Origin of the sequence: Marinomonas sp. SBI8L (assembly GCF_001624705.1) — a bacterium.
In the GTDB taxonomy this organism is placed as follows: Bacteria; Pseudomonadota; Gammaproteobacteria; order Pseudomonadales; family Marinomonadaceae; genus Marinomonas.
The window spans coordinates 1-18279 of the sequence record NZ_JSEO01000005.1 but is presented as its reverse complement, the minus strand read 5'-3'; the positions used below and the strand labels follow the sequence as shown (position 1 = coordinate 18279).

The following is an 18279-nucleotide window of genomic DNA, read 5'->3' as shown; positions in this document are numbered from 1 at the left end:
TAAATCTACTTATATGCTGGCTTTTAAATGAGTTCTTTTAGTTCGTATAGCGCATCTAGTGCTTGCTTGGGTGTTGTCTCATCTAGATCAATATTTGTTAGCTTATCTTTTACCTCTTGATCTAGGGATGAACCAAACAAATCTGCCTGCATTGGTGCTGGTTCTTGTGCCGCTTGAGTGTAATGTGCTTTTGGCGTTTGAATACTGGTTTTAGTTGAATTTGTTGTATCCTGACTGGAGGCTTCCAGCTCAGCTAGTTTGTCTTTCGCGGCTTGAATGACACCTCTTGGTACGCCGGCTAGCTGTGCCACTTGCAGTCCATAGCTCTGGTTTGCTGCACCGTCATGTACCTTATGCAGGAAGACAATAGAATCTTCGTACTCAGTCGCTGTCAGGTGGACATTGGCTGCATTTTTAAGCTCGTCCGCAAGAAGAGTCAATTCGAAGTAGTGAGTCGCAAATAGCACATTACACTTCACCTGATTAGCTAGATGATCAACCGCTGACCAAGCTAAAGATAAACCATCGAAGGTGCTTGTGCCTCGACCAACTTCATCCATGAGGACAAGGCTTTTCGGTGTCGCATTGTTGAGTATGTTAGCTGTTTCCGTCATTTCTACCATGAAGGTCGAGCGGCCACCGGCTAAGTCATCAGAGGAGCCCATACGAGTAAAGATACGGTCAACTAAAGAAAGGTTCGCCGCTTCTGCAGGGACAAAGCAACCCGTGTGGGCAAGCAAAGTGATAAGTGCAATCTGTCTCATATAGGTGGATTTACCACCCATGTTTGGACCTGTAATCATTAATAATGAACGCTTAGGGTGCATGACCAAGTCGTTTGGAATGAAAGGCTCGGTAATGACTGACTCAACGACTGGATGTCGTCCTTCAATGATTTCGATACCGGGTTTGTCAGCCAGCACTGGGCGAACATATCTATGGCGCTCTGCTCGTTCTGCAAAGTTAGCCAGTACATCTAATTCAGATAATGCATTACTGCTTGTTTGTAATTTAATTAGCTCAAGGTTAATTGTATTGAGTAGCTTCTCATAAAGCATTTTCTCTCGTGCTAATGCTTTGGATTTAGCGCTAAGTGCTTTGTCTTCAAAGGTCTTAAGCTCAGGTGTGATAAAGCGTTCAGCATTTTTTAATGTCTGGCGACGTACATAATCAACAGGTGCTTGATCTGAATGTAGACGGCTGATTTCAATATAGTAACCATGGACACGATTGAAGCCGACTTTGAGTGAGTTGATACCTGTGCGGTCTTTTTCTCTTTGCTCAAGTTCTGCAAGGTAGTCAGTTGCGTTCGTTGACAGTGCTTGTAATTCATCTAGTTCGCCATCATAACCTTTGGCAAAAATACCACCATCACGGACAACAGAAGGCGGGTTCTCAACTAAGGCCACCGCAAGCTCTTGGGTCAATTCTGGAAGCGGTGCAAGCTGTTGGTTGAGCTCATTTAGCCTCACATCTTCAATCGGTGAGATTAACTGTTTGATTTTAGGGATCGCTTCAAGAGCAAAACGTAACCTTAAAAGGTCTCTTGGTCTTGCTGAACCAAGTGCAACACGAGCAAGGATACGCTCAATATCACCCGCCTCTTTTAGCTCAGGTTTGATCAAATCATAAGTGTATTGATTTAATAAACTTTGCACTGCATCTTGTCTGGCATTAATAATATTCAAGTTGCGGCTAGGCTGATGTAACCAACGCTTTAAGAGTCGGCTGCCCATAGGAGAAGAGCAGCGATCCAGTACGGATGTTAGTGTGTTGCTAGTGCTACCTGAAAGGTTTAAATCTATTTCAAGGTTGCGTCGAGTCGCACCATCTATTTGTACGCTTTCGTCCTTGTGTTCAAGTGTGATGGCTTGAATATGAGGCAGAGCAGAGCGTTGTGTGTCTTTTGCGTATTGCAGTAGCGCACCGGCAGCAGCGATAGCGGCACCGAGTTCTTCACAACCAAACCCTGTTAGGTCTTTAGTATCGAACTGTTGAATTAATTGGCGATAGCAAGATTCATAGTCAAAGTGCCAAGGGCCTAATTCGCGCACCCCTTTTTCTAAAGTGATAAGATTTCGATTAGGGAAGTCTTCGGATACTAATATTTCTGTTGGTGCTAAACGTTGTAGTTCACTGTCAAAGGCATCTACTCCTTCAACTTCAAAAACAGAGAAGCGTCCACTGGCCATGTCTAAGTAAGAAAAGCCGTAAATGTCGCCTTGCTTTTGAGATAAATAAGCGATGGAAACAAGTAGGTTTTCTTTTCTTTCTTCAAGGAATGCTTCGTCACTTAAAGTACCTGGAGTTACTATGCGAGCAACTTGGCGTTCAACAGGCCCTTTGCTGGTGGCAGGGTCTCCGACTTGTTCGCAGACAACAACGGATTCTCCCATGCGAACTAATCGAGCAATATAGTTCTCTGCAGCGTGGTAAGGGATACCTGCCATAGGGATAGGTTGCCCACCAGAGTGGCCTCTTGATGTCAGCGTAATATCTAACAGATGAGCGGCTTTTTTAGCGTCGTCATAAAAGATTTCATAAAAATCACCCATACGATAAAAGAGTAATTCATTTGGGTGTTGTGATTTGAGCCCAAAATATTGACGCATCATAGGGGTGTGGTTATCTTTTGCCGCTTGACTCATGGTGTAAATCGCTCGATTGTTATCCTTAAATTAGGGCGTTATTCTACGGCAAAAGACGAATAGGTTTAAGCGCTTGTTTTAGCATTCTAAAACTTCATTAATGAGAGGTGAAAATTGCAGGAAATTAAAGAGACAGGGCAGGATATAGAGCGATTAGTTGCAAAGCTAGCAGCGCATCTTTCTTCTCAGAAAAAAATGTTAATTACAGCTGAGTCTTGTACCGGCGGTTTGATAGGTGCGAGTTGCACACAAATGGCAGGGAGTTCTGCTTGGTTTTTTGGTGGTCTCATTAGTTATGACAATCTTGCTAAAGAAAGAATGCTTAAGGTGACAGCACAAAGTTTGCAGAATTTTGGTGCGGTCTCAAAAGAAGTGGTCGCACAAATGTGTTTAGGAGCACTCAATTACGGTGCCGATGTCAGTGTGGCTGTAAGTGGGGTTGCAGGCCCTGGTGGTGGCAGTGATGAGAAGCCAGTGGGGACGGTTTATATCGGTTGGTTAACCAAGGAAATGGTTAACCAAGGAAAAAGTGCGTTAGTGCAGCGTTTCCAGTTTGCAGGGGATCGAAACGCAGTGCGTGAACTGACTTTGTTAAACGCGATTCAAGGTCTATTGTCGCTAGAAAATGACGCAAAATAAGACTTAAATAAAAATACTGTTTTTTTGTACAGTGTTTTGTTGAAGTCCTGAAAAAAAAGCGTTAGAGTTCAGCATAACAAAATTACTCAAATATTCGAAAGGTTTTAAACATGTCATCTATAGCTGATAGCAAGAAAAAAGCGTTAGACGCAGCGCTCTCACAAATCGAACGTCAGTTTGGTAAAGGCGCCATCATGAAGATGGGTGAAGGTGCGAAATTAGACATTGAGACTGTTTCTACTGGTTCTCTAGGCTTGGACATTGCACTAGGTGCTGGTGGTTTGCCTTTCGGTCGTATTTGCGAAATCTATGGTCCAGAATCTTCAGGTAAAACAACGCTAACTTTGAGTGTTATTGCCGAAGCACAAAAGCAAGGTAAAACCTGTGCTTTTATCGATGCCGAGCATGCACTAGATCCAAGTTATGCTGAAAAGCTGGGTGTAAATATTTCTGACCTTTTAATCTCTCAGCCTGATACGGGTGAGCAAGCACTTGAAATCGTTGACATGCTAGTACGTTCTAACAGTGTTGATGTTGTGATTGTCGATTCTGTTGCAGCCTTGGTACCTAAGTCTGAGATTGAAGGCGAAATGGGTAGCTCATCGGTTGGTGTACAAGCACGTTTGCTTTCTCAAGCTATGCGTAAGCTTACTGGCTCAATTAAAAATGCTAACTGCCTTGTTGTTTTCATTAACCAAATCCGTATGAAAATCGGTGTTATGTTTGGTTCTCCAGAAACAACAACAGGCGGTAATGCGCTTAAGTTCTATAGTTCTGTTCGCCTTGATATTCGCCGTATCGGCAGTGTTAAGCAAGGTGACGAAGTGGTGGGTAATGAAACCCGCGTGAAAGTCGTTAAAAACAAAATCGCGCCGCCATTTAAGCAAACTGAATTCCAAATTATGTACGGTGCGGGTATCTACCGCATGGGCGAGATTATTGACTTGGGTGTTAAACAAGGCTTTGTTGATAAGTCTGGTGCTTGGTACGCATATAACGGTAGCAAAATTGGGCAGGGTAAAGCTAATGCTGCTCAATTCCTTTCTGATAATCCAGAAATCGCGACTGAAATTGAAGGTAAGATTCGCGAGCAACTATTGCCAAAAGATCTACCAGCTGAAACCGAAGACTCAAAAGAAGAAGAGGGTGATTTGCTTAAGCTATAGCCTTTCTATTGAGTTTGTTAAAAAAGGTCGCCTAGTGCGACCTTTTTTTTGCTTATCTGTTTTTATTTGTTATCAGACTTGAATGGTTTTAAGAAGGTGTGTTTTATTTCTGTATGATCTATTTTAAATCTAGTTAAGCTATTAATTTGAAACACTAGTTTAATACTCCTTAATTTTTATTGGGTTTTAAATGACAACATTGATTATTGTTTTAGGCGTTTTGTTATTGCTATCGGCGGGCTTTTTTATTTATGCCTTGTGGAGCTATATCGCAGCCAAGAAAAACCAAGGAAAGAATACACAAGAAAGTGATACTAACTCAGAAACTGATAATCTTGTGACTGAATCAAAGCCTGCGGAGACAAAATTACAAACGCAAGCAAATGTTTTGGCTTTACTGGAGCAGCAAAAGGTTATCGTCAATGAGTTAAGGCAATCTTTGGTTGAACAAGATAGGTTAAAGGTGGCGATACTAGATTGTTGGGAGTTGTTCTTAAGCTTAGAAACTCAGCTAGTGAATAAAGATGTAAGTGTGCATGAAATAGATCAAAAGCTTGAGGAGTTTATTCCTCTTACGCAAGAGAGTGGGTTTTCTGAAATGCTGGAATCACTCGTTAAAAAAATTGCGGCACAAAGAAGCTTGGCACAGGCCATTGATAAAGACATAGAGCACAAAAATCAACTCCTTATGTCTAAGATGAGTGTGAATGCTGAGTTGAATGAAAAGTTTGATCGTATCAAGTCTGAATTAGAAGTTGAGCCTGAGGTCGATTTAAAGCTTTCAGAGATGCGGGTTGAGTTGGTTCAAGTATATCAACTTGAAAACACGATTAGGGCTAAGCTCCGAGAGTTGAAAGAGGCGCCTGATAACACTTCTGAAGAGTATCAATTGGCGCTCGAGCTCTTTTTAAATAGTAGTGAACTGGATGACTTTATTGCGCCATTGCAGAATGAGTTTGGCGATAAAATAGAAGAGTTAAAAGCGGTTGCAGAATATCAAGCAAATACGATTAATGAACTAAAAGCGATTGTAAAAGAGACAAAAGAGCAGCAAGAGTCGAGCAAATACAAAATTGATTATGACATTATCGTGGTGAAACTAGAAAAAAGTCTGTCTGATAAAAAGCAGATACTCACTCGTTTAGAGTTAAAACTAGAAAGCTTACAAATGGTTAAAGCTAAGTTGAGTCAAGATGCACAGAAACACGATCGACTAGTGAATGAAAAAGATTATGAGCTGCAGTTGGTTAGCCAATCACAAGAAAGTGAGATGGCGAATATGCAATCTATCTTTTCTCAGAAACAAATCAGTTTAAATAATATGGAGAAGCAGCTGGATGCCGCGCCATTAAATGATGAGTCACAAGCTTATGCAAATGAGTTAGCTGAGAAAGTCACGGCATTTAAGCTTATGATGAGTGAGTCTGAGATGTTTGTGGAAATGCTTGAGTTTGAGCTGGAAGCAGAGCAAAAAAAGAGTGCGGAGCTGCAAACTAGGCTTGCTGAATTATCTGAGTATGTGATGCAACAAAGCCAAAGGGTTGAATCAATTGATAGGCAAGACTCAATTCAGCTAGAAGAGGCAAACACTGAGTTAGAAGCTGAAATAAATACTATGCGAAAAGAGTTCGAAAGAAATAATGCTGGTACCACTGAAGCAGCAGACTTACAGAAAAAAATTGCTGAAATTGATGAACGCGTGATAAAAATGAAACAAGAATATGCTGAAATGGAAGATAAATTCTTATCTTCCTTGTTGTGAGGGGAGGTAGTTAACTATCTCCTGGTTAAACCTCATTTATATCTTCTTGAATGGCATAGTTGATCTGATCTGATGTAAAGCCCCTATATTGTAAATAGCGATATTGTTTGGCTTTAGTCAGATAATCCTTGCTAATTTGAGCGCCAAACTTACTGAGTTTGACCTTAAAAGCTGATTCGAACCAATCAAAGTCTGCTTCTTCAAAACTTTGGGTTATGATGCTCTGCTCTACCCCTTTTTGTTTGATTTCACCTAATATGCGTATTTTTCCATAACCACTTTGTTGTTTATAGCGAATATATGACTCGCAAAACCTTTGATCGCTCTGATAGTTGTCTTGAATTAATTTATGCAAAACTTCTTCTATCTCTTCACTGTTTTCTTTAAAACGTGAGAGAAGCTTTTGTCTTAGTTCAGACTGACTTTGCTCTCTTCGCGCCAGCATGTGTAGTGCTGACTCTCTAATTTGTACCTGAATATCCATTGTTGCTTTTAGCTCAGATTAATTTGATTAGAATGTTACATTAGAAATGGAAAATTAAAATCTCACCGTTTGGTTTAATTTTCTTTATTTATATCTTTTTGTAATTTATTCATCTTTAAAGTTGAAGATATTGAGATTATATGACTGCAAAATATATGTGAAAATAGTTTTGTCTACTTTGATTGTAATCCTGTTCATTAATGAGGTGAAAGATGGCTAGGCCATTAACGGCGCATATTAATCTTGCTGCGATAAAGCATAACTATGACTTAGCTAAAAAATTACAGCCTAATGCTAAAGCTTTTGCTGTTGTGAAAGCCAATGCTTATGGACATGGTGCTGCTCAAGTCGCTCAGTATTTGGATGACTCTGTTGATGCATTTGCTGTCGCGGCAATTGAAGAAGCCCTCGAATTACGAGAAGCAAATGTCAGATCACCTATCCTTTTATTAGAAGGCGTTTTCGAAGCTTCTGAATGGCAAGTTTGTGAAGATTATGATTTCTGGGTGGCAATAGAAAATGAAATCCAACTAGAGGGCTTTTTAAGTTCTGGCGTTAAGCTAGGTAAGGTTTTTCTTAAATTGGATTCTGGTATGCACCGTCTTGGTGTACAACCAAGTGCTATTGCGCCTTATGTTGCCCAATTGAAGTCTTGTGAAAGAATAGGTGAGTTGGTTTTGATGACGCACTTCTCAAGTGCTGATGATCTTAATAGTCCAGCAACACACGAGCAATTAGATGTGTTTAAACAAACTCATGACGCTTTTTCTGAGCTAGAAGTTAGTGTGGCGAATTCGGCAGCGATACTTAAATGGGCATTGCCAGAGGGCGGTTGGATCCGACCAGGTATTATGCTTTATGGTATTTCTCCTTTTGATGAAATTAGTGCGCAAACCTTAGGCCTAAAGCCTGCGATGACACTCACGAGCCAAGTTATCTCCCTTAGAGATATTGCTGATGGTGAAGCCGTAGGTTACGCCAGAGCATATGTTGCAAAAGGGCAAAGTAAAATTGCTACAGTGGCAGTCGGGTATGGTGATGGCTATCCTCGTATGGCTGACCATCAAACGCCTGTTTTAGTTAAGCAAAATCCTTGCTGTATATCTGGGCGTGTTTCTATGGATATGATTACGTTAGATGTGACTTCTTTGCCTCAAACTCAAGTTGGTGATGAGGTAATTCTTTGGGGGGAAGGTAACCCTGTAGAAAAAGTTGCAGCCCATTCATCGACGATTGCTTACGAGCTTGTTACTCGAATGACGGGTAGAGCGAAGCGTCAATATCATAAATAACACCACTTCTTCTGTCTGGCTCTCTTTTAGGTAAAAGTGAGTCAGACTTTTTATCTGAAAAACCTGCCTTTTTAAGTCGTTCTTTCCTGTTATTGCTCTGAAAAGCGCAATAAATGAAAAAAAACGCAAAAACACTCAGTTTCTTTTGAAAAGCACTGTATTTTCCGTGTACTATTTTGTGCTTTTCTGTCTTAACTTTTTCTCTGTATAAAGTCAGAGAAAACTAAATTTATCGCCCAAGAAACAATATAGAGTCTCCCCTGAAAATGAAGAGTTCAGAGCTACGCCAGTCATTTCTAAAATATTTCGAGAGTAAACAGCACCAAGTTGTTGACTCAAGTTCATTAATCCCAGGAAATGATCCGACCCTGTTGTTCACCAACGCGGGTATGGTTCAATTTAAAGATGTTTTCCTAGGTACTGATGATCGTTCCTACACACGAGCAACAAGTTCTCAGCGTTGTGTGCGTGCCGGTGGTAAACATAATGACCTAGAAAATGTAGGTTATACCGCTCGTCATCATACTTTTTTTGAAATGCTGGGTAATTTCAGTTTTGGTGATTACTTTAAAGAAGATGCGATTAAATATGCTTGGGAGTTTCTAACTTCTGTCTTAAAGCTGCCAACTGAAAAACTACTTGTCACTGTATATGCTGATGATGATGAAGCATGGGATATCTGGGCTCAAAAAATCGGAGTGCCAGAAGATCGAATCATACGTATTGGTGACAATAAAGGTGCTCGTTACGCCTCAGATAATTTCTGGCAGATGGGTGATACAGGCCCTTGTGGTCCTTGTACTGAAATTTTTTATGATCATGGTGAGCATATTTGGGGTGGGCCTCCAGGTTCCCCAGAAGAAGATGGCGATAGATTTATTGAAATCTGGAATGTGGTTTTCATGCAGTTTAACCGTGATGCAGATGGCAATATGAATCCATTAGCTAAGCCTTCCATTGATACTGGTATGGGCTTAGAGCGTATCGCTGCTATCTTGCAGGGTGTGCATAGTAACTACGAAATTGACATGTTCCAAAACCTGATTAAAGCTGCAGCTAAAGCTGTTGGAACTGATGATTTAGAAGCTCAGTCACTGCGTGTAATTGCTGACCATATCCGTTCATGCTGCTTTATGATTGTTGATGGCATAGTGCCTTCTAATGAAGGTCGTGGTTATGTGTTAAGACGTATTGTTCGTCGTGCGATTCGTCACGGACACAAGCTAGGTCAAAAGCAAGCTTTCTTTAATACGCTTGTTTCTGCTCTGGTTGTTGAAATGGGTGATGCCTACCCTGAATTAGCGAAACTTGCAGACCGTATCCAAGCTATTTTGCTTAAAGAAGAAGAGCAGTTCGCAAAAACACTTGAGCAAGGTATGCGTATCCTTGATGAGGCAATTGCTGAGCTTGGGGATAAGAAAACAATCTCAGGTGAAACTGTCTTTAAGCTATACGATACCTACGGTTTTCCTGCCGATTTAACGAATGATGTTGCTCGTGAGCGAAACCTTGATATAGATGATGAAGGTTTTGAGAAAGCAATGGAAGAACAGCGTAATCGCGCTCGTTCCGCAAGCCAATTTACTATGGATATGTCAGGCACAATTGAAGCAGGTGATACAGACTTCACAGGTTATAACGCTTTGGTAAGTGATTGTGTTGTAGAAGCGCTTATTCTAGGTGGTGAAAAAGTTGAAACACTAACTGCTGGCCAGTCTGGCATTATCGTTCTAAAACAAACTCCTTTCTATGGTGAGTCTGGTGGCCAAGTTGGTGACCAAGGTTGGCTTCGTGGTAATGGTGCTTTCAGTGTTACCAATACTACAAAACAGGGCAAAACGCACCTTCATCATGGTGAATTGCGTGAAGGTAGTGTGAGTGTGGGCGATACCTTGACTGCTGCTGTTGATGCCAGTCTGCGAGCTGCAACTGGGTTAAACCACTCTGCTACTCATTTGATGCATGAAGCATTGCGCCGTGTTGTTGGTGATCATGTTCATCAAAAAGGCTCTTTGTGCGATGCTGAGCGTTTACGTTTTGACTTCTCTCATTTTGAAGGTGTTACAGCAGCAGAAATAGAACAAGTCGAAGACATGGTGAATGAGCAAATTCGCCTTAACCATGAAGTTGTTACTGAAGTAATGGATATCGAAAGTGCAAAAGCCAAAGGCGCTATGGCCTTGTTTGGTGAAAAGTATGATAGCCAAGTGCGTGTATTGACAATGGGTAGCGATTATTCTGTTGAGCTTTGTGGTGGTACTCATGTTAAGCGTACCGGTGATATTGGTTTATTCAAAATAGTTGCAGAAAGCGGTATAGCTGCTGGCGTACGTCGTATTGAAGCTATCACAGGTAAGGTAGCTATTGATTATACCCGTGCAACCGATAAGTCAGTACAGCAAGTGGCAGCTTTGGTTAAAGGTAATAAAGACAATATGATCGAGAAAGTGACTGCGCTTTCGGATCAGAATCGAGCACTACAAAAAGAGCTTGATGTAATTAAAGCTAAGTTGGCTGCTCAAGCTGGTTCTGATTTAGCCTCTCAAGCAGTTGATATCGAAGGCGGTAAGCTATTGGTTGCTCAGGTTGATGTTGAGGATCCAAAAGCATTGCGTGACATGCTAGATGAGTTGAAGAGCAAACTAGAGTCTGGTGTTGTACTGCTTGCTAGTGTGAATGATTCAAAAGTAAGTCTGATAGCAGGTGTTACTAAAGAGTTGACGAAAAAGGTGAAAGCTGGCGATCTAATTAAGATGGTAGCACCTTTGGTTGACGGTCGTGGGGGCGGTCGACCAGATATGGCACAAGCTGGGGGTAATAATCCAGCAGGTTTGCCAGAGGCGTTAGAATCTGTTCAGCCTTGGGTCGTGAGTAAATTGTAAAAAAGCCGTTAAGGCAAATAATGTGGGTTTAAATAAAAAACTATGGCGTTGTTAGTTCAAAAATATGGCGGCACATCGGTAGGCTCTGTAGAGCGTATCGAGGCCGTAGCTGATCGAGTGCAAAGGCACCGTGAGCAAGGTGATGATGTAGTTGTTGTTGTCTCAGCTATGAGTGGCGAAACAAATCGTTTGGTCGCTTTAGCTAAGAGTATGCAAGAAGTGCCTGATCAAAGAGAGATGGATGTGCTGTTATCGACAGGTGAGCAAGTCACTATTGCTTTACTGTCTATGGCATTAAAAAATCGTGCTCTTGATGCTCGTTCTTATACGGGCTCTCAAGTGCGTATTACTACTGATAGTGCACATGGTAAGGCTCGTATTCAAGAAATTGATACAGAGGCTATGCGTACGGATTTAGATGCGGGCCGTGTTGTTGTGGTTGCTGGTTTCCAAGGGGCGGATGAGTTTGGCAATATCACTACCCTTGGTCGTGGTGGTTCTGATACAACAGGTGTTGCCTTGGCTGCTGCTTTGAAAGCGGATGAATGCCAAATTTATACTGATGTTGATGGCGTATACACGACTGATCCTCGAGTTGTAGATAGTGCTCGTCGTTTAAATAAGATTACGTTCGAAGAAATGTTAGAAATGGCGAGCTTGGGCTCAAAAATTCTACAAATTCGTTCTGTTGAATTTGCTGGTAAGTATCAAGTGCCTTTACGTGTACTTTCTAGTTTTACTGAAGGTGAAGGCACATTGATTACAACTGAGGGGAATGAAGATATGGAACAACCAGCTGTTTCTGGAATTGCGTTTAACCGAGATGAAGCTAAATTAACCTTACAAGGTGTGCCAGACATTCCAGGTATAGCCTCTAAAATCTTGGTACCTATTAGTGATGCAAACATCGAAGTAGATATGATTGTTCAGAATGTCTCAGCAGATGGAACAACAGATTTTACCTTTACTGTACATCGCAATGAATTTGATCAAGCGATGGAGATCCTGCAAGCTATTCAAGCTGAGCTTGGTGCACGTGGTGTTGTAGGTGATGCTAAAATAGCGAAAGTGTCTATTGTTGGTGTTGGTATGCGCTCTCATGCTGGTGTAGCGAGTACTATGTTTAAAGCGTTAGCTGATGAGTCTATTAATATTCAGTTGATCTCTACATCTGAGATTAAAGTCTCTGTCATTATCGATGAGAAATATATGGAGTTGGCTGTACGTTCACTTCACTCTTCTTTCGAATTAAGCGGAACAGGCGTTAAAGCTGAAGCTGAATAGTCGGTATCAGAGGCGAAATTAAGTATAAGCAAAAAGTCTAGGTGAAAATATTGGCGTATTTTTCATCTAGACGCTACAATTCGCTTTGTAAGTCATTTCTTACAAAGAAACGAGGTGATTTCCTCAAAATCGCTTCACTAAAGGATATTAAAGGAGAAACCTATGCTTATACTTACGCGCCGTGTTGGTGAAACTCTAATGGTTGGTGATGAAGTCTCTGTAACTGTGCTTGGTGTTAAAGGTAATCAGGTACGCATCGGCATTAACGCCCCAAAAGATGTGTCTGTTCACCGTGAAGAAATCTACCTTCGCATCCAAAAAGAGCAAGATGAACAAGAAGTTGAAGATTAATTTAAAAAAAGTCTTTACATCTTAGAATAGCAATATATACTACGCCGCACTTGTTACGGAGAAGTTTTTTATTTCTCTTGTGCGTGTAACGGAGAGTTGGCCGAGTGGCCGAAGGCGCTCCCCTGCTAAGGGAGTATGGGTTAACACTCATCGAGGGTTCGAATCCCTCACTCTCCGCCATTTTTTCTGATGCATCCGTAGCTCAGCTGGATAGAGTACTCGGCTACGAACCGAGCGGTCGGAGGTTCGAATCCTCCCGGATGCACCATTTAAAATGATGAAGTTCTTCTAGAAAATCCAGTTCTAGATTATAGGTAAGTTTCTGTTGTGCATCCGTAGCTCAGCTGGATAGAGTACTCGGCTACGAACCGAGCGGTCGGAGGTTCGAATCCTCCCGGATGCACCATTTACTCCCCACCTCGTAAACTTAGCAATTTACAAAAAAGATTACTGCATCCGTAGCTCAGCTGGATAGAGTACTCGGCTACGAACCGAGCGGTCGGAGGTTCGAATCCTCCCGGATGCACCATTCTTTCTTTTTAAAAGTATTTTCTTTTTCTCAAGCTCAACAAAACTGTTTTCCTGTTTTCCTGTTTTCCTGTTTTCCTGTTTTCCTGTTTTCCTGTTTTCCTGTTTTCCTTTGCCGGCCTTTTATTCTGTGCCTGTCAGTTGTCTTTCTATTTGAGTGGTCACAAGCCATAACTTTGTGATTTCTAGGTTTTGATCTTGGGGTGAGTTGGGCCGGATAGAGATAGCGATGTTTATCTGATAGGGTGAGGGCTAGATAGCCATCCTTGGCTGGTTAATGCTATTTGATGTAGTTTTCTACTTGTTGGAAGAACTCGCTAGCAGAATGGCTTTGTCTGAGAGGTTTCAGGTTTTGCTCAATAACAGGGAAATGTTTTCTTAAGCTGCCGCACCATTGTTTTAGTCTGCCGAGCTTAGGGACTTCATCATAATGGCCATCTAGTAACTTGTAGTAGCTTTCGAACAGTTCAGGTAGTTGTTGGCTATAGTCTATAGGAACAAGGCCTGAGAGTGCTTGTCTGATTTCTTGGAAAACAAAAGGGTTTTCTAATACCCCTCTGCCTATCATAAATTCATCACAGCCAGTGATAGCCTGACAGGCAAGTAAAGACTTGATGCACTTGATGTCTCCGTTGGCAACAAGATGCATGTTTGTTCTCGATTTGATTTGGCCTATTTTTTCCCAGCGAGCAGGCGGCTTGTAGCCATCCTTCTTAGTGCGCCCATGTATTACAAGTTTGGTAGCACCTGCTTTTTCTATGGCATCTACGTTTTCAAAAAGTAGGCTTTCATCTTCAAAACCTAATCTGATTTTTGCTGAAAGAGGGATGTGTTCGGGAAGTGCTGTTCTGATTGCGCTGACAATCTCATATAGATTATCGGGGCTTTGTAATAAGAAGGAGCCTCCGCCGTGACCGTTTACTCTTTTTGCAGGACAGCCAAAGTTGATATCTATATGTGTTGCACCTGATTGAATGGCATTAAGTGCGCTTGAAGCCATAGTTTCAGGGTTGCTACCAAGCAGTTGGGTGTGTACTGGGTGGTCATAGGCCGTATGGGCTTGATGGATGTTTTCCGGCACCATTCTGGTGAATGTGTGTGCTGGTACTGGATATTGAGTTACCCGCACAAATTCAGATACAAAGTAGTCCATTCCGCCGATTTTAGACAAAAGTTGGCGCATGGTATGTTCCATAATGCCTTCCATTGGTGCTACTGCTAGTCGAGGCTGGGTGTTTTTTGAGCTGTTTTGGGGCGGAATTGGGGTATTGAGTCGTGTGTGTATCACAAATAACCAAACTGTTATGCAAAAAAAATATGAAACTGTTCTGGTTTGTGGTAAAAATGAACACAACCAAATACAAGTAGTCTGCTGCTGGTGTGAATATGATCACATAAGTGGACTTCAAGCAAGATGATTAACCTTTAGCCAGGGGGATAAAATGAACACATTAGTTGAAGACGGTTTAGGATTGATGATTTTAGGAATGGGATTTGTATTCACATTTCTAGTGATTCTGATTGTTGCGACTACTTATATGTCGTCTTTGTTAAATAAGTATTTTCCTGAAGCTGAGCCTGAGGTTCAAGCTAAGAAATTTGCAGCTCCTACGCCAGCACCTGCTGGTACTGTTGATGCGACATTGACTGCAGTCATAACTGCGGCAATTCATCAGCACAGAGCTAAATCACAATAATATAATTCTAACTTAACTATCTACACCATTTTTAGAGGCTGAAATTATGACAACAAGCAAGCAACCTCTTGGCATTACTGATGTTGTGCTTCGCGATGCTCATCAATCTTTATTTGCAACACGTCTACGTATCGATGATATGTTACCGATTGCAGAAAAGTTGGATCAAGTAGGTTATTGGTCGCTTGAATCTTGGGGCGGCGCTACGTTCGACTCCTGCATTCGTTTCATTGGCGAAGATCCATGGGATCGTATTCGTGAATTGAAAAAAGCCATGCCAAATACACCACAGCAAATGTTGCTACGTGGTCAAAACTTGTTGGGCTATCGCCACTACGCAGATGACGTAGTTAATAAATTTGTTGAGCGTGCAGCTACAAATGGCGTAGATGTGTTCCGTATCTTTGATGCCATGAACGATCCACGTAACCTAGAAACTGCAATTAAAGCAGTTAAAGGTATGGGAAAACATGCGCAGGGTACTATCTCTTATACAAAGAGTCGTGTTCATACTACTCAGAACTGGGTTGATTATGCGAAACAACTAGAAGACATGGGTGCTGAATCTATCGCGATCAAAGATATGTCAGGTATCTTGACGCCTTATGATGCATTTGAATTGGTGTCACTGCTGAAAGCGCAAACAGATTTAGAAGTTCAGCTGCATGCACATGCTACTTCTGGTTTGTCAGATATGACAATCCTTAAATCTATAGAAGCTGGCATCGACCGTGTTGATACAGCAATCTCTTCTATGTCGATGACTTATGGGCATAGTGCGACTGAGTCAGTTGTTGCTGCGCTTCAAGGTACTGATCGTGATACAGGTTTAGACCTTGGCTTACTTGAAGAAATTGCAGCTTACTTCCGTGATGTTCGTAAGAAGTACGCTAAGTTTGAGGGTTCTCTACGTGGTACAGACTCTCGTATCCTAATTGCTCAAGTTCCTGGTGGCATGTTAACTAACATGGAGTCACAGCTTAAAGAGCAGGGTGCTGCAGACAAGTTTGATGATGTACTGGCTGAAATTCCGCGTGTACGTGAAGATCTTGGATTGATTCCTCTTGTAACGCCAACATCACAAATTGTAGGTACTCAAGCAGTACTGAATGTTTTAACTGGGGAGCGTTATAAATCAATTTCGAAAGAAACTGCAGGTATTCTTAAAGGTGAATATGGTGCAGCTCCTTCTGAGTTTAATGCTGAGCTACAAACTCGAGTATTGGATGGTGCTGAAGCAATTACTTGTCGTCCAGCTGATTTGCTTGAAGCTGAAATGGATAAGTTAACAACAGAACTTGAAGATATTGCAAAAGAGAAGGGCTTGAAGCTTTCTGGTGAGCAAATTGATGATGTTCTAACTTATGCTCTATTCCCTCAAATTGGTCTGAAGTTTATTGAAAATCGTGATAATCCAGATGCATTTGAGCCAGTTCCTGGTACTGAGCCTGAGGTTACATCTGCACCATCTGCTACTCCTGGTGAGGCAAGTGTTTACACTGTAAGTGTTGGTGGTCAGGAATATGTTGTTCAAGTTGCCGATGGTGGTGATGTGACAAATATTCAGCCAACAGGTGCTGCACCAACTGCGGCTGCTCCAGTAGCTGCTGCCCCAGCTGCTTCAGGTGAACCTGTTCCCGCACCACTTGCGGGTAATATCTTTAAAATCCTAGTATCTCCAGGTCAACAGGTTGAGGAAGGTGAAACTATCTTCATCCTAGAGGCAATGAAAATGGAGACTGAAGTCTCTGCACCTAAGAGCGGTGTTATTGGGAATATCCAAGTTAAAGAAGGTGACTCTGTTCAAGTGGGTCAAACCTTAGTTACTCTGTAGAGGTTTCGTTAGAATGGAAAGTAAATTACTCAACCTGTATCACGATACAGGTATCTACCAGCTTGAATTTGGTCAAGCGGTTATGATGGCGGTGGGACTTTTGTTGGTATACCTCGCCATAAAGAAAGGTTTTGAACCTTTGCTTTTATTGCCAATTGGTATCGGAGCCATTCTTGTTAACATTCCTGGTGCCGGCTTTATGTCAGCGCCAGTGTATGATGCAGCAGGGCATTTGGTTACTCCAGGTGGTCTACAATACTACATTTATCATGGTGGTATTGAGACAGGTTTGTTCCCCTTGCTCATCTTTATGGGTGTTGGTGCCATGACTGATTTCGGTCCTATGCTGGCTAACCCAAAAACACTTCTTTTAGGGGCGGCGGCACAATTTGGTATCTTTGCAACGGTAATTGGTGCAGTAATGCTTGGTGCATTTGGTATCATGGACTTTACTCTCGCTGATGCCGCAGCTATCGGGATTATCGGTGGAGCAGATGGCCCTACAGCTATCTTTGTTGCTAGTCGATTGGCACCTGATTTATTAGGAGCTATTGCCGTAGCGGCATACTCATATATGGCATTGGTGCCTCTGATTCAGCCACCTATAATGAGAGCGCTTACTACTCAAGAAGAACGTGCGATCAAAATGGTTCAGCTACGTCATGTTACTAAAACTGAAAAGATTGTCTTCCCAATTGTAGTGACAGTTTTGGCTGCGGCGTTCTTACCATCAGCGGCACCACTATTAGGCATGTTCTGCTTTGGTAACCTAATGAAAGAGTCTGGTGTTGTTGATCGTCTGAGTGACACAGCACAAAATGCTTTGATTAACGTAGTAACTATTATGTTAGGTTTAGGTGTTGGTTCTAAGTTAAGTGCTGAAGACTTTTTAAATGTTGAAACTTTAGGGATCCTGTCTCTTGGTTTGGTTGCCTTCTCTATCGGTACTGCAACAGGTGTGTTGATGGCTAAAGCATTGAACAAGTTCTCTGCGCACGATATAAACCCATTGATTGGTGCAGCAGGGGTATCCGCTGTTCCAATGGCTGCTCGTGTTGCGAACAAAGTTGGTCTGGAAGCGAATAAGCAAAACTTCCTGCTTATGCACGCCATGGGGCCAAACGTAGCGGGTGTAATCGGATCTGCAGTAGCAGCGGGTGTTATGCTTAGTTATGTAGGTGGTTAATTATTTGGTTGCTGAGTTTTCTTAGCTAGCCTGCCTTTATAGCAGGCTTTTACGGCCAATTTAAAAAAGGGAGCTCAGGCTCCCTTTTTTTATGGGCGAATTCCATTGGGTTGATACTTTGTTTGTTTGCTTGAGTTTGATTGGGGTGGTAGCTTGTTTAAGACTTTGCTGTTTAGCTTAATAAATGTACATAAAGGCTAGCTTTGCTGGCTAAATTGTTTGATAAGTAATCAAACGTATGGCTTGTGGCTATTTATTTGAATTAATTCAGAAAAATAGTAAAAAGCGCTTGCCATAAAATCTGAGATGTATATTATACGCATCCACTGACACGGGGTAGCAAACAAGACTACACCGACAGCTTACCAAGTAAGCAACTACAAACAAAACATTGTTTAGTAAGTCAGACGCTCTTTAAAATAGTTAATCAGATAATTTGTGTGGGCACTCGCTAGAGACTTCAGCAAGTTGTTCGAGTTGTTAATTGTTTATTCAATTGATGTTCGAATGACTACAAAAAAATTGA

Annotated in this window: 13 protein-coding genes and 4 tRNA genes; 14 read left to right on the top strand and 3 right to left on the bottom strand. The window is 41.8% G+C overall.

All coding sequences use genetic code 11. From position 1 onward, the window contains the following. Window positions 1-23 precede the first annotated feature (23 nt). Window positions 24-2648, bottom strand: coding sequence for a DNA mismatch repair protein MutS (gene mutS / locus OA91_RS08430; protein ID WP_063337896.1), 2625 nt, complete (start codon window positions 2646-2648; stop codon window positions 24-26). A 114-nt stretch (window positions 2649-2762) separates the two neighbouring features. Here mutS and OA91_RS08425 point away from each other — a divergent pair, with 114 nt between their 5' ends. From OA91_RS08425 to OA91_RS08415, 3 genes are all read left to right on the top strand, one after another. Further along, a complete protein-coding gene (locus tag OA91_RS08425) occupies window positions 2763-3287 on the top strand; it encodes a CinA family protein (RefSeq protein ID WP_082827844.1) in 525 nt (174 codons plus the stop codon). 110 nt (window positions 3288-3397) lie between these two features. Further along, window positions 3398-4453 carry a recombinase RecA gene (gene recA, locus OA91_RS08420; protein WP_197477778.1) on the top strand — a complete coding sequence of 352 codons (1056 nt, stop codon included), beginning with the start codon at window positions 3398-3400 and terminating at the stop codon, window positions 4451-4453. 190 nt (window positions 4454-4643) lie between these two features. Further along, window positions 4644-6215, top strand: a complete 1572-nt coding sequence (locus tag OA91_RS08415; RefSeq protein ID WP_063337895.1) for a hypothetical protein — start codon at window positions 4644-4646, stop codon at window positions 6213-6215. 25 nt (window positions 6216-6240) lie between these two features. Here the strand turns inward: OA91_RS08415 and OA91_RS08410 are convergent, their stop codons facing one another. Further along, entirely contained in the window at window positions 6241-6699 is a 459-nt protein-coding gene (locus OA91_RS08410) for a regulatory protein RecX (protein WP_063337894.1), read from the bottom strand. 212 nt (window positions 6700-6911) lie between these two features. On the opposite strand from OA91_RS08410, the gene alr reads away from it, so the two are divergent. From alr to OA91_RS08370, 8 genes are all read left to right on the top strand, one after another. Then, entirely contained in the window at window positions 6912-7991 is a 1080-nt protein-coding gene (alr, locus tag OA91_RS08405) for an alanine racemase (protein ID WP_063337893.1), read from the top strand. 266 nt (window positions 7992-8257) lie between these two features. Beyond that, entirely contained in the window at window positions 8258-10873 is a 2616-nt protein-coding gene (gene alaS, locus OA91_RS08400) for an alanine--tRNA ligase (protein WP_157203812.1), read from the top strand. A 42-nt stretch (window positions 10874-10915) separates the two neighbouring features. Then, a complete protein-coding gene (locus tag OA91_RS08395) occupies window positions 10916-12157 on the top strand; it encodes an aspartate kinase (RefSeq protein ID WP_063337891.1) in 1242 nt (413 codons plus the stop codon). Between the two features lie 162 nt (window positions 12158-12319). Continuing rightward, window positions 12320-12508 carry a carbon storage regulator CsrA gene (csrA, locus tag OA91_RS08390; RefSeq protein ID WP_046017879.1) on the top strand — a complete coding sequence of 63 codons (189 nt, stop codon included), beginning with the start codon at window positions 12320-12322 and terminating at the stop codon, window positions 12506-12508. Window positions 12509-12598: 90 nt separating this feature from the next. Then, window positions 12599-12688 (top strand) — tRNA-Ser (locus OA91_RS08385). A gap of 11 nt (window positions 12689-12699) precedes the next feature. Beyond that, a tRNA-Arg gene (locus OA91_RS08380) sits at window positions 12700-12776 on the top strand. Between the two features lie 61 nt (window positions 12777-12837). Beyond that, a tRNA-Arg gene (locus tag OA91_RS08375) sits at window positions 12838-12914 on the top strand. Window positions 12915-12960: 46 nt separating this feature from the next. Beyond that, a tRNA-Arg gene (locus tag OA91_RS08370) sits at window positions 12961-13037 on the top strand. A gap of 279 nt (window positions 13038-13316) precedes the next feature. Here the strand turns inward: OA91_RS08370 and OA91_RS08365 are convergent. After that, window positions 13317-14243 carry a tRNA dihydrouridine synthase gene (locus OA91_RS08365; RefSeq protein ID WP_063337890.1) on the bottom strand — a complete coding sequence of 309 codons (927 nt, stop codon included), beginning with the start codon at window positions 14241-14243 and terminating at the stop codon, window positions 13317-13319. Window positions 14244-14478: 235 nt separating this feature from the next. Here OA91_RS08365 and OA91_RS08360 point away from each other — a divergent pair, with 235 nt between their 5' ends. From OA91_RS08360 to OA91_RS08350, 3 genes are read left to right on the top strand one after another with little or no spacing between them, the layout of a single operon-like run. Continuing rightward, entirely contained in the window at window positions 14479-14733 is a 255-nt protein-coding gene (locus OA91_RS08360; RefSeq protein ID WP_046017881.1) for an OadG family protein, read from the top strand. A gap of 46 nt (window positions 14734-14779) precedes the next feature. Further along, entirely contained in the window at window positions 14780-16567 is a 1788-nt protein-coding gene (gene oadA / locus OA91_RS08355) for a sodium-extruding oxaloacetate decarboxylase subunit alpha (protein WP_063337889.1), read from the top strand. 13 nt (window positions 16568-16580) lie between these two features. Next, window positions 16581-17753, top strand: coding sequence for a sodium ion-translocating decarboxylase subunit beta (locus OA91_RS08350; RefSeq protein WP_046017883.1), 1173 nt, complete (start codon window positions 16581-16583; stop codon window positions 17751-17753). Window positions 17754-18279 lie beyond the last annotated feature (526 nt).

Coding starts and splice junctions, on each gene's coding strand:
- mutS (WP_063337896.1), bottom strand. CDS start 2,648: ATGAGTCAAGCGGCAAAAGATAACCACACCCCTATGATGCGTCAATAT.
- OA91_RS08360 (WP_046017881.1), top strand. CDS start 14,479: ATGAACACATTAGTTGAAGACGGTTTAGGATTGATGATTTTAGGAATG.
- OA91_RS08395 (WP_063337891.1), top strand. CDS start 10,916: ATGGCGTTGTTAGTTCAAAAATATGGCGGCACATCGGTAGGCTCTGTA.
- csrA (WP_046017879.1), top strand. CDS start 12,320: ATGCTTATACTTACGCGCCGTGTTGGTGAAACTCTAATGGTTGGTGAT.
- OA91_RS08410 (WP_063337894.1), bottom strand. CDS start 6,699: ATGGATATTCAGGTACAAATTAGAGAGTCAGCACTACACATGCTGGCG.
- recA (WP_197477778.1), top strand. CDS start 3,398: ATGTCATCTATAGCTGATAGCAAGAAAAAAGCGTTAGACGCAGCGCTC.
- alaS (WP_157203812.1), top strand. CDS start 8,258: ATGAAGAGTTCAGAGCTACGCCAGTCATTTCTAAAATATTTCGAGAGT.
- oadA (WP_063337889.1), top strand. CDS start 14,780: ATGACAACAAGCAAGCAACCTCTTGGCATTACTGATGTTGTGCTTCGC.
- OA91_RS08350 (WP_046017883.1), top strand. CDS start 16,581: ATGGAAAGTAAATTACTCAACCTGTATCACGATACAGGTATCTACCAG.
- OA91_RS08365 (WP_063337890.1), bottom strand. CDS start 14,243: ATGGAAGGCATTATGGAACATACCATGCGCCAACTTTTGTCTAAAATC.
- OA91_RS08415 (WP_063337895.1), top strand. CDS start 4,644: ATGACAACATTGATTATTGTTTTAGGCGTTTTGTTATTGCTATCGGCG.
- alr (WP_063337893.1), top strand. CDS start 6,912: ATGGCTAGGCCATTAACGGCGCATATTAATCTTGCTGCGATAAAGCAT.